Annotated in this window: 20 protein-coding genes; 8 read left to right on the top strand and 12 right to left on the bottom strand. The window is 40.6% G+C overall.

Annotation, left to right across the window (positions count from 1 at the left end):
• Positions 1-94: 94 nt before the first annotated feature.
• The 6 genes from HKX39_RS03770 to surE all read right to left on the bottom strand — a co-directional run bounded on the left by HKX39_RS03770 (position 95) and on the right by surE (position 4535).
• Positions 95-427: a hypothetical protein gene (locus tag HKX39_RS03770; protein ID WP_171679984.1), complete on the bottom strand. Its 333-nt coding sequence runs from the start codon at positions 425-427 to the stop codon at positions 95-97.
• Positions 428-544: 117 nt separating this feature from the next.
• Positions 545-1078, bottom strand: a complete 534-nt coding sequence (locus HKX39_RS03765) for a Spy/CpxP family protein refolding chaperone (RefSeq protein WP_171679983.1) — start codon at positions 1076-1078, stop codon at positions 545-547.
• A 268-nt stretch (positions 1079-1346) separates the two neighbouring features.
• Positions 1347-2120, bottom strand: coding sequence for a 3'-5' exonuclease (locus HKX39_RS03760; RefSeq protein WP_171679982.1), 774 nt, complete (start codon positions 2118-2120; stop codon positions 1347-1349).
• Between the two features lie 17 nt (positions 2121-2137).
• Positions 2138-2875: a peptidoglycan DD-metalloendopeptidase family protein gene (locus HKX39_RS03755; protein ID WP_171679981.1), complete on the bottom strand. Its 738-nt coding sequence runs from the start codon at positions 2873-2875 to the stop codon at positions 2138-2140.
• A gap of 54 nt (positions 2876-2929) precedes the next feature.
• Positions 2930-3790, bottom strand: coding sequence for a protein-L-isoaspartate(D-aspartate) O-methyltransferase (locus tag HKX39_RS03750; protein WP_246226019.1), 861 nt, complete (start codon positions 3788-3790; stop codon positions 2930-2932).
• Positions 3783-4535 carry a 5'/3'-nucleotidase SurE gene (gene surE, locus HKX39_RS03745; protein WP_171679980.1) on the bottom strand — a complete coding sequence of 251 codons (753 nt, stop codon included), beginning with the start codon at positions 4533-4535 and terminating at the stop codon, positions 3783-3785. Before surE ends, HKX39_RS03750 begins: the two co-directional genes overlap by 8 nt.
• 155 nt (positions 4536-4690) lie before the next feature.
• Between surE and plsY the strand changes: the two genes are divergently transcribed.
• On the top strand, positions 4691-5335 hold the full coding sequence (gene plsY / locus HKX39_RS03740) for a glycerol-3-phosphate 1-O-acyltransferase PlsY (protein WP_171680270.1): 645 nt from the start codon (positions 4691-4693) through the stop codon (positions 5333-5335).
• Between the two features lie 9 nt (positions 5336-5344).
• Here plsY and tsaD read toward each other — a convergent pair whose 3' ends face one another.
• Positions 5345-6376, bottom strand: coding sequence for a tRNA (adenosine(37)-N6)-threonylcarbamoyltransferase complex transferase subunit TsaD (gene tsaD / locus HKX39_RS03735; protein ID WP_171679979.1), 1032 nt, complete (start codon positions 6374-6376; stop codon positions 5345-5347).
• A 142-nt stretch (positions 6377-6518) separates the two neighbouring features.
• Here tsaD and HKX39_RS03730 point away from each other — a divergent pair, with 142 nt between their 5' ends.
• The 6 genes from HKX39_RS03730 to HKX39_RS03705 all read left to right on the top strand — a co-directional run bounded on the left by HKX39_RS03730 (position 6519) and on the right by HKX39_RS03705 (position 10310).
• Positions 6519-7808 carry an NCS2 family permease gene (locus HKX39_RS03730; RefSeq protein WP_171679978.1) on the top strand — a complete coding sequence of 430 codons (1290 nt, stop codon included), beginning with the start codon at positions 6519-6521 and terminating at the stop codon, positions 7806-7808.
• A 183-nt stretch (positions 7809-7991) separates the two neighbouring features.
• A complete protein-coding gene (trxA, locus tag HKX39_RS03725) occupies positions 7992-8360 on the top strand; it encodes a thioredoxin (RefSeq protein WP_171679977.1) in 369 nt (122 codons plus the stop codon).
• 137 nt (positions 8361-8497) lie between these two features.
• Positions 8498-8695, top strand: coding sequence for a YgaP family membrane protein (locus tag HKX39_RS03720; protein WP_425500263.1), 198 nt, complete (start codon positions 8498-8500; stop codon positions 8693-8695).
• Positions 8696-8771: 76 nt separating this feature from the next.
• A complete protein-coding gene (locus HKX39_RS03715; RefSeq protein ID WP_171679976.1) occupies positions 8772-9290 on the top strand; it encodes a rhodanese family protein in 519 nt (172 codons plus the stop codon).
• Between the two features lie 16 nt (positions 9291-9306).
• The gene (locus HKX39_RS03710; RefSeq protein ID WP_216605038.1) at positions 9307-9612 is read left to right on the top strand and encodes an ArsR/SmtB family transcription factor; all 306 of its coding nucleotides are present in this window, start codon (positions 9307-9309) and stop codon (positions 9610-9612) included.
• A 278-nt stretch (positions 9613-9890) separates the two neighbouring features.
• Positions 9891-10310, top strand: coding sequence for a DoxX family protein (locus HKX39_RS03705; protein ID WP_171679975.1), 420 nt, complete (start codon positions 9891-9893; stop codon positions 10308-10310).
• Positions 10311-10312: 2 nt separating this feature from the next.
• Here the strand turns inward: HKX39_RS03705 and HKX39_RS03700 are convergent, their stop codons facing one another.
• From HKX39_RS03700 to HKX39_RS03680, 5 genes are all read right to left on the bottom strand, one after another.
• Positions 10313-10891, bottom strand: a complete 579-nt coding sequence (locus HKX39_RS03700) for an IMPACT family protein (protein ID WP_171679974.1) — start codon at positions 10889-10891, stop codon at positions 10313-10315.
• A gap of 75 nt (positions 10892-10966) precedes the next feature.
• On the bottom strand, positions 10967-12568 hold the full coding sequence (locus HKX39_RS03695) for an ABC-F family ATPase (protein WP_171679973.1): 1602 nt from the start codon (positions 12566-12568) through the stop codon (positions 10967-10969).
• 161 nt (positions 12569-12729) lie between these two features.
• A complete protein-coding gene (locus HKX39_RS03690) occupies positions 12730-13815 on the bottom strand; it encodes an LD-carboxypeptidase (protein ID WP_425500265.1) in 1086 nt (361 codons plus the stop codon).
• Positions 13812-14300 (bottom strand): tRNA adenosine(34) deaminase TadA, encoded by a 489-nt coding sequence (gene tadA, locus HKX39_RS03685; protein ID WP_171679971.1) that lies wholly within the window; start codon positions 14298-14300, stop codon positions 13812-13814. Before tadA ends, HKX39_RS03690 begins: the two co-directional genes overlap by 4 nt.
• A gap of 69 nt (positions 14301-14369) precedes the next feature.
• Positions 14370-14807, bottom strand: coding sequence for a GNAT family N-acetyltransferase (locus HKX39_RS03680; RefSeq protein ID WP_343043411.1), 438 nt, complete (start codon positions 14805-14807; stop codon positions 14370-14372).
• Positions 14808-15063: 256 nt separating this feature from the next.
• Between HKX39_RS03680 and HKX39_RS03675 the strand changes: the two genes are divergently transcribed.
• Positions 15064-15483 (top strand): DoxX family protein, encoded by a 420-nt coding sequence (locus tag HKX39_RS03675; protein ID WP_171679970.1) that lies wholly within the window; start codon positions 15064-15066, stop codon positions 15481-15483.
• The last annotated feature ends 97 nt before the right edge of the window (positions 15484-15580 follow it).

Genomic DNA, 15580 nt, shown 5'->3' with positions numbered 1-15580 from the left:
TCAACTCATCAAACTATGTGTGTATTATGCGCTAGGGGTAATTTCAAAAGTATTACGCTTTTTACGCTAAATATTTCAACCTTTTTCAACTCAATTAATTAGCACGATGATTTTTCTTCATGCGTTTTTCAGCACTTTTATTAGCTTTTTTAGCTTTTGATTTCTTTTCAGCTTTTTTCACTTCTGATTTTTTCATCTGTTTAGCCGTTTTCTCTTGAGCCTTTGACTTACTTTCGCCCATTGACTGATGCGACTGTGTCATTGGAGCATTTTTAGCTATATCTGCCGACTGTGGTATTTGTTCCATTTTAGGAGCTGACATTTGCTGTGCAGGCAACTGTTGCACACTTTGAGCTTGCGCCAAACCAGCTAAACCCAGTGCCATAACTGAACTTAAAACCATATTGGCCATTTTAGTAACTTTCATCGTTTTTCCTTAGAGAGGATAATAATGGGATAATCCCACGGATGCTTTAAATAAAGCCAGCAAAAAATGCTGGCTTTACTGATATGTTTAATTTAAACAGATAGCGACTGATTGGTTTTAATTGCCGCGACGTTCTTTACCGTCACGTTTATCTTTAAAATGCTCCATACGATCTTGGCGCTCTTTCAAAAACTGTGTCGCTTTCGTTTTTTGTGCTGTATCTAGACTATCCCAAAAGGCTAGTGTCTTAGCACGCACTTCATTTTTTCCTTTCATCATTTCATCGTGAAATTTATCGCCATTTTCTAATAAGGCTTTTAAATCCACAACATCTGCTGATAATAACGTTTTACGCTCTTCGGCTAATTTTTGACCTGTTTCTTTATTCGTGTCAAATAGCGATTTTTGTGTTTTTTCGATCTCGTCGTATTTCGCTTTTTGATCTGCAGTCAGTTTTAAATCTTCAATTAGTTTCGGATGAAATACACCAAATTTACCACGATGTTCACCGTCACGTTTGAACTTATGACCAAATTCTGCTTTTTGTTCAGTACTAGGCTTTGCTGTATTTTCAACTGTTTGAGCTTGCGCAAATCCCACAATACCGAATGCAACTGCTGAAGTAACTAATAATTTTTTTAATGCTTTCATGTCGATTTCCTTATATAGAATGAATCAGTAAGTGCATTATGCTAGTCAAGCAATTTCAAATATATTTCACTTTTAAAGTAAATTATTACGCAGACTTTCCTTTGTTACAAGAGTATTACAATTAATCCTTTGTTATTATCTTTTGCAGTAGTATTGCAATGAGGTCAAGCCTTCTTTAAATAATGCGTAAAAAAAGCGGGGATTGAATACCCGCCTTTTAAATCACTTTTTCTTGATACAAAGCTAAAAATAAACCATTCTGAATAACTTATTTCCAACTCTCTAAATACTCTTTCCAGTGTGGTTTATCAATAGCCGCTAATGAATTCTTAACCAGTTCAATTTCTTGTTGATAACCCACCTCGTCTAGTTCGCCTTTAATCAAACGAAAGCGACAAAACATCAACCACGTATTAACCACATCTGTTTCGCAATAAGCTCGTACTTCATCTGCTCGCCCTTCCTGCCATGCCGGCCACACTTGCGAACCATCCATACCCAGTTTACCAGGAAATCCACATAACTTAGCTAACTGATCCAAAGGGGCATTGGCACGTCCTGAATAAGCTGCCAACACATCCATTAAATCGGTATGACGCGTATGATAACGGCTTAAGTAATTATTAAATTTAAAATCACGATTATCTTCGCCCATATCCCAATAACGCGGTGAGCTAACGCCATGAATTAAGCTGCGATAATGTAAGACTGGCCAATCAAAACCAGAGCCATTCCAACTAATAATTTGAGGCGTATAAAAATCAATGATTTTAAAAAACTGACGAATCATTGCGGCTTCATCTGCACTTTCATCGCCGAGTGTCTTTACTCGAAAACCATTATCGTCACGAAATACGCAGCCAACAACCGCTACTTTTTGTAAATGATGAGGTAAAAATTCCGACCCTGTTTTTTCCTTACGATCAGCAAATACCTGCTCCATAAACTCAGCATCTGATAAGCTCTCAGCAGGCTCATAAAGCGCTCGCAAGCCCTCTACATCTGGAATTGTTTCTAAGTCAAAAACCAAATACGGAATCATCGTTTACCTCATATCAATTATCGTGGTAGGTAAGATTGTGGATTGACTGGATTACCGTTACGACGAATCTCAAAGTGTAAACGTGGTGAAGTTGCATCTGATTGACCTAACTCAGCAATCTGCTGTCCTTTAGTTACACGCTGACCTTGTTTAACAAGAATACGGTGATTATGCGCATAAGCAGAAATAAAACCATTGCTATGCGTAATTAAGACAAGATTACCTAAGCCACGTAGACCATTTCCTACATAGGAAACATTACCTGCGGCGGCAGCTTTAACTGGATCGCCAATCTTACCTGCAATATCAATACCACGCGTACTTTCAGAGTATGAGGTAATCACATTACCACGATGAGGCCATTCCCAAGAGATAGCACCGGCATCAGCTGCACGAGCAGGAGAGCTTGAGGCGCTTGTCGCTGCTGTTGCTGTCGTGCGAGAACCACTACTTACTGCACCGCTAGCAACGCGAATACGCTGTCCCACTTCAATTTGAGAAGGATTAGAAATATTATTCATACTCAGCAGATTATTAACTGGTACACCATAACGACGAGAAATACTATATAAGGTATCGCCACGCTGAACAACGTGTACGCCACTCGTAGGTACTGCTGATGTTGCACGACCTGTAGCTGACCCAGCGCCAGACCCCACTGAACTGATAGGTGCTTTATTAGAACCTGCACAACCAGCTAATACTGCTACTGATAAGACAAGACCATAAGCAAAAGACTTCTTAGTAAAACTCATTTTAAATTTAAACCTATTAAACTATAACGTTATAAAATTTGTATTCTTTACAGGTTATTGTTGAATACCTGCTCGAAGAGGCACAAAACGCGTCTCTTCTAATTCTGTTCGGGTCCACTCTTGAGAACCTACTCGCTCAATCAAGACTAGACGCTGTTGCTGAGCTCCTTCTGGAGCGATTAATCGTCCACCGATATTTAATTGTGCCAATAATGTCTTAGGAATTTCTAAACCAGCAGCGGCAACTACAATTGTATCAAACGGTGCATGCTCTGGCAGTCCCAACATCCCATCACCCAAAATCAAATTCACTTTAGGCAAATCAGAGATTTTTGCCATATTTCTTTTTGCCAATTCATGTAAGCCACTAATGCGCTCAATAGAGTGAACTTCATTAAAAATACACGCCAATACCGCTGCTTGATAACCACAACCTGAGCCAATTTCTAAAACCTTCCCTGCTACACGCTGGTGAATAGCCACAGAAATCATACGTGCTACCACCGACGGCATTGAGATGGTTTGACCAAATCCAATCGGTAATGCCTCGTCCTCATAAGCACGAATAGCTGTCCCTGGATCCATAAATAAATGTCGCTGCACTTGTACTAATGCTCTCAATACTCGCTCATCATCAATACCTTTTTGGTCTCGCAACCTCGCCACCATATTGATACGTAACTGATTTGAGTTTAAGCCTTCATTACGTGAAAGAACACTTTGTACCTGTGTGCGTAGCACTTCTGACGGCATCACACCAAGTTGTTTATTACCACGCATTAAGCGAGTATTACTATTTTGAGATAGCACCACCTTATTTACTGCTGGCGTTTCATGACGTTTTAGCGCCGATGTACTGCCTGCCAGTAAACGTGCATTACTATTATTTAGCGTAATTTTGCTTTTTTTATGCATGCTCAATCCACTGTTTTGTTTGAGCAATTTGATCAAAATGGGTCAAATCTAAACGTAAAGGCGTGATAGAAACATGTCCATTACGCACGGCGATAAAGTCAGTATCTTCACCTAAATCTAGTACCTCACCTACAGGACCAATCCAATATAAGGGTTCGCCATATGGACTATCCATCTTAATCACCGATTGACTAGGATGGCGCTTACCTAGACGCGTTGCCCTAATATCATCAAACTTATGTTGTGGTTTGGAAGGGATATTAACGTTCAGCAATGTCCGCACTGGCTGAGGATAATTAATCTGGTGTTGTATAATTTGATTCGCAATATCTACAGCAGCGTCCAAGTGCAGCCAATTGCGCTCAACGAGAGAAAAAGCAATGGCTGGGCAACCAAATAAAAAACCCTCTGTCGCTGCGGCTACTGTGCCTGAATACAAGGTATCCTCGGCTAAATTGGCACCATTATTGATACCCGCAACCACTAAATCAGGTTTAAAATCCAGCACCCCTGTCATAGCGATATGCACACAATCACTCGGCGTACCATTGACATAATAAAAGCCATTAGCGGCTTGTTTAACGCTTAAAGGACGATTGACACTCAATGAGTTAGATGCACCACTATGGTTAGTTTCCGGCGCAAAAACCGTCACATCAGCCCAACTCGACAGCGCCTCGTAGAGCTGTTCTATACCCTTAGCGTTATAGCCGTCATCATTCGCAAGTAGAATACGCTTTTTCATTAATCTTCGCTGGAAAAAATATCGAATTATTTTACCGTTTTTTATTTTGCTAAAACAAGGAAAAGGCTAGAATTCTCAGAAGAAAGTGTGAAGAAATGCAAAGCACTCCAAAGAAGGATTACAATAAGCTATCTTTCTTTCAGCATAATGACATGATGAACGCTTTTATTAATCTCTCTACGATTACCCTTATCCTCTACTCTGCTTTTGCTACAGTACTTGCTTATCTTATGGGGTCGATTCCTTTTGCGATCATTGTGAGTAAATTATTCGGTCTACAAGACCCTCGTCAATTTGGCTCAGGCAATCCCGGCGCTACCAATGTACTTCGTAGTGGTAATAAAAAAGCCGCCGCCCTCACACTTATCGGCGATGCCTTTAAGGGATGGTTAGCTGTTTTTATTGCCCAACAACTATTTACGCACTATAGCACTACCATTGCTATTGTTGCTATCGCTGTCTTTCTTGGGCATATTTACTCATTATTCTTACACTTTAAAGGCGGTAAAGGTGTTGCCACTGCAATCGGCGTATTACTCGCCTTATCGCCATTACTTGCTTTATCGCTGATTATTATTTGGGTATTAATGGCGGTACTATTTCGCTACTCATCATTGGCGGCGATTGTTGCTGCAGCGGCAGCACCTTTGCTCTATCTACAGCTTTATAGCTATCACCTCAATAATGCTTATTTAGCCACCATTGCCTTTATTAGTATTGTGCTTATTTATAAACACAAAACCAATATTCAAAAACTACTTACCGGTCAAGAATCAAAAATTGGCGCTAAGAAAAAATAGTCACTACCCTCAAATCTCATCTAATGGCCAACGCGGACGAACGCTACCATCGTAGTGTTTGTTCGTTAAGTCAGTCAAACCCGCCTTAATTCTCTCACTCGCAGCATGTGCAATCATCGCCCCATTATCTGTACAAAGATTAAGCGGAGGAAAATAAACCGTTCCTTTTAGTTTTGCCATCTCCTTACTTAAAAATTCACGCAATTGCAAATTCGCCCCTACGCCTCCTGCAACCACTAAGCGCTTTAAACCACTCTGCTTCACCGCTTTTATCGCTTTATATCCTAATACATCAACAATAGCAGCTTGTACACTGGCAGCGAGATTAGCTCTTTGTTCCTCGCTTAATTCAGCTCCCTCTGCTTCAAGTTTACGCAAACTAGTTAAAACAGCTGTTTTTAAACCACTAAAACTAAAGTCCAAATCTTGACTGTGTTTCATCGGACGAGGCAAATCATAAACCGATGCATCCCCTTTTTCTGCAAGTTTGGCTAAGTGAGGACCTCCTGGATAGGGAAGCCCTAAAAGTTTGGCTGACTTATCAAAAGCCTCACCTGCTGCGTCATCCAATGTCTCTCCTAGCAATTTATACTGTCCCACACCGTCCACTTGCATAATCTGAGTGTGTCCACCCGACACCAATAAAGCCACAAAAGGAAACTCAGGCACAGGATCTGCCAGCATCGGTGATAATAAATGTCCTTCTAAATGATGGATAGGAATCGTCGGTAAATCATGACTCCACGCAAAAGCTTGCGCGACGGAAGCGCCAACCAATAAAGCCCCTGCCAGACCGGGACCTGCCGTATAAGCGACAGCATCAATATCCTCTAGTGTCAGTTTTGATTGACTCAATACCGTATGGATTAATGGAATAACGCGACGAATATGATCACGAGAAGCTAATTCTGGGACGACACCACCATAAGCCTGATGCATAGCAATCTGACTATGTAATGCATGCGCCAACAAGCCTTGCTCAGTATCCACCACAGCGACACCGGTTTCATCACACGAGCTTTCAATTCCTAAAACTTTCATATTCCATCAATTCTTGTTGTGAATTTCTAACAATTTTCTTTGAAAAACTTAACAATTTAACCATCAAAGCTTTCAAAAAAACACTTATCTGTCTTTCAACTATTAAAATAGCTATTTTACTGTAACTCACCGGAATATTTTTATGTTTGAGTCATTATTTAAACTAAGAGAGCATGGCACTAATGTTCGTACGGAGCTATTAGCTGGTGTCACGACATTCCTCACCATGGCCTATATTATTTTCGTCAATCCGAATATTTTAGGCTCAACTGGTATGGATACAGGGGCTATTTTCGTTGCAACTTGTTTGGCCGCTGCGGTTGGTTCTTTTATCATGGCATTCGTTGCCAACTGGCCTATCGGTATGGCACCGGGTATGGGTCTAAATGCTTTCTTTGCCTTTGTGGTTGTGGGTGCTCTTGGTTATACATGGCAGCAAGCTCTTGCTGCTGTTTTTGTGTCAGGTATTATTTTCTTAATTCTGACCATGACAGGTGTACGCAAATGGCTTATTGACGGTATTCCAGCCTCTCTACGTTCTGCCATTGTCGCAGGTATTGGTCTATTCCTTGCTTTTATTGGTTTACAAGCCTCTGGTCTCGTGGTGGATAATCCTGCGACATTAACAAGTCACGGCGATTTAAAATCAGCACCAGTACTCTACACTATTCTTGGCTTCTTTATCATCGTCATTTTAGATGCTTTAAAAGTCCGTGGAGCCATTCTTATTGGCATCCTGACAGTGACCATTTTATCTGTACTCACAGGCCACTCAAAAACACCTGAAGCGCTTATTTCTATGCCTCCTTCAGTAGCACCTACATTTATGCAACTGGACTTAGCTGGTCTATTCTCTAAAGGCATTCTAGAAGTCGTTTTGATTTTTGTTTTAATCGAGATTTTTGACGCGACCGGCACGATGATTGGTGTCGCTAAACGTGCCGGTCTTATGCCAGAAGACAAACCTAATCGTTTAGGTCGCGCCTTATTTGCTGACTCAACGGCAATTTTGGCGGGTTCAATCATTGGTACCAGCAGTACTACGGCTTATGTAGAAAGCACTGCGGGTGTACAAGCGGGTGGGCGTACAGGCTTAACCGCTTTAGTCGTGGGTGTCCTTTTCTTAGCCGCTTTATTCTTTGCACCAGTCGCAGGTATCGTACCTGCTTACGCAACAGCACCTGCGCTGATTTATGTTGCTATTCTCATGTTACGTGAAATGACCGATATTAACTGGAAAGACATGACAGACGTTGTTCCTTCTGTCGTCACCGTTATTCTCATGCCATTTACCTACTCTATCGCCGAAGGTATTGCGTTTGGCTTTATCAGCTATGTGATTTTAAAAGCATTCACAGGACGTATTCGTGAAATTCACCCAGCAACTGTTGTTATTGCGGCGTTATTTGTTATTCGTTTTGCGATTGCTTAACGTTTAGTACAAATCATCAGCACACTAGAGGAGTCTTCGATGACTCCTCTTTTTTATGCTATCGATTTCATCTTGCTATACCACGTTAATGTTTCCTTGTCACACCTCTTTTTACAAATAAACCTTGAAATCAACTCCTCTATCCCCACATAGTGATAACGACACTCACTTTTGGAGAAAATAATGTCTGTAAAAGAATTAAACAAAGAAAATTTCGCTGATGTACTCACTGGCGACAATACGGTAATTATCGATTTCTGGGCGCCATGGTGTGGTCCTTGCCGTCAATTTGCCCCTACATTCGAAGCCGCTGCTGAAAAACATAGTGATATCGTCTTTGCCAAGGTCAATACCGAAGAAGAACAAGAATTAGCGGCATCTTTTAATATCCGTTCTATTCCTACGTTAATGATTTTCCGCGAAAAAGTCATGCTTTATAACCAAGCAGGCGCCTTACCTCCTGCAGCTCTTGAAGAATTGATTGGTAAGGTAAAAGCCTTAGATATGGCTCAAGTTCATGCAGACATCGCCGCTCAAAATAAAGGGAACTAAACGTCTTTTAGCCAATCCATCTATACACTAAACCGTGTCTCATTCAAGGCACGGTTTTTTTTTTAGCTCTTTCATATTTAATAAACTTAATATATAATTTTTTTAATATTATATTTTATGAATACAAGGAGAAAGAAATGTTCATGAAAAACGTTGGTGGTTTTGACCGATTTGCACGTATTATTGTCGGTATTGCTTTAATTGTACTCAGCTATACGGGTTATATTGGCACATGGGGATATATCGGTATTATTCCTTTAATTACAGGTTTATTCTCTCGTTGCCCTCTTTACTCTTTAATTGGACTAAACACTTGCCCTCTATCGCGTAAATAATCTTTTTATTTCCCTTCCACCTCGCAAGGAATAGCTTTCCCTTATGGTATATTCCTTTCACTTTGATGAAATCGTTATGTCTACTATCTCTCCTCATCATGTTGCACAGCATCTACAAGCAGGTGCCAAACTTATTGATATCCGTTCAATTGACGAACACCGTCGCGAATATATTCCAGCGGCCATTCATTGCACCGTTGCCGATTTGCACGCTCGAGGTTTACCACAAGAAGCACAACAATGCGATTGCGTTATTTTCCACTGTGCGGGCGGTATACGCACTCGCGAAGCATTACCTATCTTACAGCAACTTTGTGCCAATCAAACTGTTTACTTACTTGAAAATGGTATTAACGGATGGAAACAAGCTGGTTTGGCAACCGTGACTGATACAAAGCAGCCCTTACCACTAATACGACAAGTTCAAATCGTCGCAGGAAGTTTAGCTTTGGTAGGAACTCTAGCCGGTACTTTTATTAATCCAGCTTTTTATATCATTCCAGGGTTTGTCGGTGCTGGTCTAATGCTTGCGGGTTTTACTGGTTTTTGCGGAATGGCTCGTTTATTGGCTATAATGCCATGGAACAAAACCTAATACTTTAAGTCTTGCTGTGAACAACGATATCCAAGCCATGCGTGAGCAATGTGATCGTGCCAGTCAGTTTCTCAAACTACTGGCTAACCCTAATCGTTTAGCCATTTTATGCTCACTCCATGAAAATAAACTCAATGTTGGTACCTTGGCGAAACTAGTCGATATGCCACAGGCCGCTTTGTCTAATCAACTTATCTTATTAAGAGAGGCAGGCTTTGTAGATTGTGAAGTTCATCATCGCGAACGACTTTATTATTTAAAAGACCCTCGGGTAGTTGAAACTATTCATCTTTTGCATGGTTTTTTCTGTCAAGAAACCTAATACGCCTAACTTATAATTATTACACCCCATTACAATTATTTTATTTACAGTTAATATAGCCTTCTCTTCCCTGATCAAAAAAAATAATAAAAACCCACTATTCAAGCATCTTCTAAAGAATTTTTTCTCATTTTATTCAACACCTTATTCAAGATAATTATTTCTTTAGAAGAAAATATGCTTTTCTTTTTAGTCTATTTGTATCTATAGTGTTTACTCCTACAATGCTATCTAAACGAAATTTATTTTTATTCACTTTATCTATAGGATAACCTACTATGTCATTTTTTGATCGAACGGCACAATGCCTAAGCCCATATACTTTATTACTGACGCGTGTACTTGTTGGTTATATGTACTTGCTACACGGCACTTCTAAATTCTTTGAAATCCCTATTTCACTCACCGGTGGTAATGGTGCAGTACCCCTATTATCGTTAGCAGGCGTGAGTGGTGTACTAGAAATTACCGGTGGTATCTTATTAATTCTAGGTCTATTTACACGTTTCGCTGCTTTTATTCTTGCTGGTCATATGGCCGTCGCTTACTTTATGGTGCATGCCGCAGGTGGCGTAATTTTCGACCCATTGACAAATAAAGGTGAATCAGCAGCCTTATTTAGCATGGCATTCTTATTATTATGGACAACGGGTCCTGGTAAGTTCTCTCTTGATGCTAAACTAGGTCGATCTGTTTAAACTTAAATAATCCAAGTCCCCTTCCCCCGCGTGAGATTGATATAGAGTTGCTCTAAATCACTCACGCGTTCTTTTGGAATACTCAATGTCCATGCCACACCCGTATCGTTAAAATCTTCAGCGATTAGCGTTATCCCATCTTGCAACAAGCGTGCCTTTATCATTGCCATATCCGAAAACTCAGCCGTACAGACAACTTGAGTACTAGGAATAATTTTTTCTTTCTCTGCTTGATGCAAACACTTAGCGGCTGTGCCACCATAAGCACGCACGAGACCACCTGTACCGAGTTTAATCCCACCAAAATAACGAATGACCAATACCGCCGTATTAACTAATTCATGCCCCTCTATGGCTTGGAGAATGGGTCTACCTGCTGTCCCACCAGGTTCACCGTCATCATTAAATCGGTAACTATTTTCTAATTTAAATGCCCAGCAATTATGCGTCGCATCGGGTTGATGGTGTTGCTGGAAAAAAGCAAGCGCCTCGTCTGCCGTCGTAACGGGTGCAGCATGACAAATAAAAAGACTCTTTTTAATCGTCTCTTCAAAAGAAATCGGGGCAAGCAATTTAAACATATCTATGTCTCTATCGTACATAAGGGGAAGTATACACCTCCCCCTTTCAACTTACGCTGATCAGTCACGTCAGTTTTAGCCTTCAATGCCACGAGAGGCAAGGTACTCTTCATAGCCACCCATATAATCGACTAACTCACCGTCAGGCATAATCTCAATGACGCGTGTCGCTAGACCAGATACAAACTCACGGTCATGCGAAACAAAAATTAATGTCCCTTGATATTTTTCTAAGGCAAGCTGTAAAGATTCAATCGACTCCATATCTAAGTGATTGGTTGGTTCGTCCATGAGTAATACATTATGGCGACCTAACATCAATCGACCGAAATACATACGGTTCTTTTCACCCCCCGATAAGACTTTTACATCCTTCACAATATCATCCGCCGAGAACAATAAGCGCCCTAACACCGAACGAATCTGCTGATCTTCATCGCCTTCTTGACGATAATCCGCCATCCAATCAAAAACATTTTTGCTGGTAGCAAATGCCTCAGATACGTCTTGTGCCATATAACCAATATCCGCATTTTCGGACCATTTCATCGAACCACTATCAGGCAATAAATCTTGTGCAAATAAGCGTAGCAGCGTTGTTTTACCGACACCGTTTGCCCCAATAATCGCAATTTTTTGACCTGCCTCAATCATGGCTGAGAAATTTTTAATTACTGGCTTATCATAGGCTTTAGATACTTGCTCTGCTGTCACCGCTAGACGATGCATCACCTTTTTCTGTTCAAAACGAATAAATGGGTTTTGACGAGAAGAAGGCTTAACTTCAACTTGCTCTGCCTTAATACGATCAATTTGTTTTAAACGCGAAGTCGCTTGACGTGATTTTGACTTGTTGGCCGCAAAACGACGCACAAAGTCCTGTAACTCTGCTACACGCTCTTTGGCTTTGGCATTATCCGAAATTAAACGCTCACGTGCTTGTGCTGATGCCAACATATAATCATCATAATTACCAGGATAAATACGGATTTCACCATAATCCAAGTCAGCCATATGGGTACATACCGAGTTCAAAAAGTGACGATCATGACTAATGATAATCATCGTACTTTGGTAGCTATTAATCACTCCTTCTAACCAACGAATCGTATTAATATCCAAGTTATTGGTTGGCTCGTCTAACAATAATACATCAGGATTAGAAAATAAAGCCTGCGCTAGTAATACACGTAACTTCCAACCCGGTGCAATTTCGCGCATAGGTAAGTTGTGCTGTTCAACTGGAATTTCCAGACCGAGTAACAATTCCCCTGCTCGTGATTCTGCCGTATAACCGTCATATTCAGCGAATTTTGCCTCTAATTCAGCCGCATGCATATAATCTTCGTCTGTGGCCTCTGGGTTAGCATAAATGGCATCACGAGCCGTCATCGCCTCCCACATTTCCTTATGTCCCATTAGGACAACATCTAATACACGGACATCTTCGTAAGCAAACTGATCTTGGCGTAACTTACCCAAACGCACACCAGGATCTAACGAAACATTGCCCGATGTCGGCTCAAGATCGCCACCAATAATCTTCATAAAGGTTGATTTACCTGAACCATTTGCACCAATCAGACCATAACGATTACCGCCCCCAAACTTTACGCTCACATTTTCAAATAAAGGTTTTGGACCGAATTGAATGGTCAAATTTGCCGTTGAAATCACGATTTTTTCCTAACGTTAAGTAATGAAATAACAAAGCTTTTTATTATAGCCTATTTAGCCATTCTCTCACCAAACTAAACCATACCCTATAAAAGCCAAACCCATTACTTTGTAAATACACTCAAAGTAATGGGTTATCTAAATTTATCTTTAGCTAAAAATTATTTCTTATGCTTTTTCTTAGATGACTTTTTCTTGTCACCTTTACACACTTTGCAATCTTCTCCATGTTCATGATCGTGATGTTCATGCTTATCCAAAAGCAGATAGGCCATACCGTCTTGCGTCGCCACGCCTACCTTCTTACCAATAGGCAACGTTACTCGCATATCTGCATGACCATAGGGCAGACCTGTAATCACAGGGACTTTAACCTCTCTACGTAACCAACGGATAACTTCTGGCATATCATAACCATTATCCGACTTCACTAATTTGTAGTCATTAAAATCACCCAATACAATGGCTTTTTGCTTATCTAAAATCCCCGCATGTAATAGCTGCGTTAAAAGACGCTCCACACGGTAAGGGTGTTCGCTTACATCTTCTAAAAAGAGAATCCCTTTTTTGATTTTTGGAAGATACGGTGTACCCACTAAAGAGGCCACTAGCGCAAGATTGCCCCCCCATAAAATACCCTCTGCATCGACATCATCCGCATCTTTGGTTTCAAAACTTAAGATTTCTAATTCACCACGCATACTCTCTACGAAAATATCCGCAATTAAGTCGTCCACCTGATTGCCACCAAAATCACCTACAGCATTAGGACCGGTAAAACTCGTCATACCTGTTTTGGCTAATAAAGCCAAGTTAAAAGCGGTAAAGTCGCTATAACCTACGTATTTCTTGGGATTTTTCTCAAGTAGTTTCCAATCAATGTACGGTAATAAACGGCTCAACCCATAACCACCACGAGTTGCCATCACAATATCCGCATCACTTTTAGCTGCACGAGAAAAAGCTTTAGCACGCTCCTCATCCGCGCCTGCAAAGCGCATATGCTGATTCGCTGCTGCTTTATCAATTGTCACATCAAAACCTAAACGACTGAGGTTCTCTTTGGCGACTTTTAAACGCGCAAGCTCTGGTAAAGCAGAAGACGGTGAAAGCAGATAGAGTCCCAATGCTTCTTCATAGGTCTTTTTCTCTACTGGTACATCATCAGCCTCATCAAATAGAATTTGTGCATCATTCACACGTTGTTCTAATTGACTATCATCTGGTTTTTTAGAAGTTGCCATTATCTTTTCCTGCGTTCTTTGAAAAATTTCTGAAGTAATTCAAGGCTTTCGGTAGCTAAAACCCCTGAACTCATATGCGTTTGATGATTGATAAGTGGATTGGCATGCATGGCTGCTGCTCCACCGCAAGCACCTGTTTTAAAATCCGTTGCACCAAAGACTACCTGATGAATTCTAGCATGCAAGATAGCCCCCAGGCACATCATACAAGGCTCTAAAGTGACATAAAGTCTACATTGTGGTAAACGATAATTGCCTAAATGCTCCGCTGCCATACGCAACGCCATCACTTCCGCATGCGCCGTCGGGTCCTTATCAATAATGGTCCGATTATAACCTCGACCAATAATCTCCCCTTCTGGTGACACCACTACTGCCCCCACAGGAATTTCCTGCAAATCATAGGCAAGTTGTGCTTGAGCTAATGCCTCTTGCATATAAGCAATATGCTGTAATCGATTAGGCACAAAGGAGAAACTCTTGCTCATTATAAACTGCGATTCATTAGACAACTCATATAGGTATAGTTACCCATTCTACACCGTTATGTCTGGATATCAAGTATCTATACGTTCAAATTCAATTAAAGTCTTATCTCGATAGACCAAATCCTCTCGAGCATAAAATCCCAATCTATCCCAAAAAGCATTACCTTCATGGTTACGAGCAAAAACCAAAAAGGCAACTTTTGCAATTCCCTCTGCCTTTAATGCAGCCAATACCGCATCAACTAATTGCGTAGCAAATCCTCGACAGCGATAATCTGGATGTACCGCTGCATGATAAATAAATCCCCGACGGCCGTCATGCCCTGACATAATGACCCCCATAATACGCTCATCGAGTACTGCGACAAAACATGAGGTAGGATTTCTTTTTAAAAACTTCTCAATCCCAACTTGAGAATCATCCAGCGTATTTAACCCCATCCCTGTACAGGATAACCAAAGTTGATAGACCTCGGCATAATCCTCTATGGTCATTAATCTAATCACAGCGTATTCCTCTAAGCATAAGTTCACGTATCGTCAAATATGTAACGATATGCTACCAATCTATACTTGAAATAGCAATATATATTCTTATGAAAAACGTGCTTACTCACAAACTCTGATATTTCTCAATCTTTCCTACAAAGAAAAGAATCTTCAATAAAAACTTTATGTTTAAAATTTTACAAAGAGTATATAATTTTCAGCGTTTATAGAGATAAACAGCTTTATGTGGTCAACCTTTTTATAGGGAAATATGATGAGTACATTTATTGATAAAACCGCTGAAAAACTTACTCCTTTTGTTTTACTCTTTACTCGTTTAGTCGTGGGTTATTTATTTCTTATCCACGGTACAGTAAAACTCTTTGAATTCCCTTTCCCAAATAAAGGTGGTGCCGTATCAGCGATGTCTATTCTTGGTGTTGGGGGCATTTTAGAAGTGGTGGGGGGTATCCTTATCGCCCTTGGTCTCTTTACTCGCTTTACAGGCTTTATTCTTGCAGGCCTAATGGCTGTAGCTTACTTCTTCTTCCACGCTTCATTAGAAAACTGGTTACACCCTATCGTTAACCGTGGTGAATTGGCCTCTATCTACTGTATGGTATTCTTGATTTATATGGTGATTGGCCCAGGTAAATGGTCTTTGGATGAGTGGCTGAAAAACAGAAATCGTTAATGCCTCTGTCATTCACTAACACTTTTAAGTTATCTCTTAGCTCTCGTAAAGCTAAATACAAATCTAAACTGCCCCCATAAGTAATGTCACCTTATGG

The organism is Pelistega suis (assembly GCF_013133795.1).
GTDB lineage: Bacteria > Pseudomonadota > Gammaproteobacteria > Burkholderiales > Burkholderiaceae_B > Taylorella > Taylorella suis.
The sequence above is the reverse complement of the archived record's forward strand: the minus strand, read 5'-3'. Positions and strand labels throughout refer to the sequence as shown.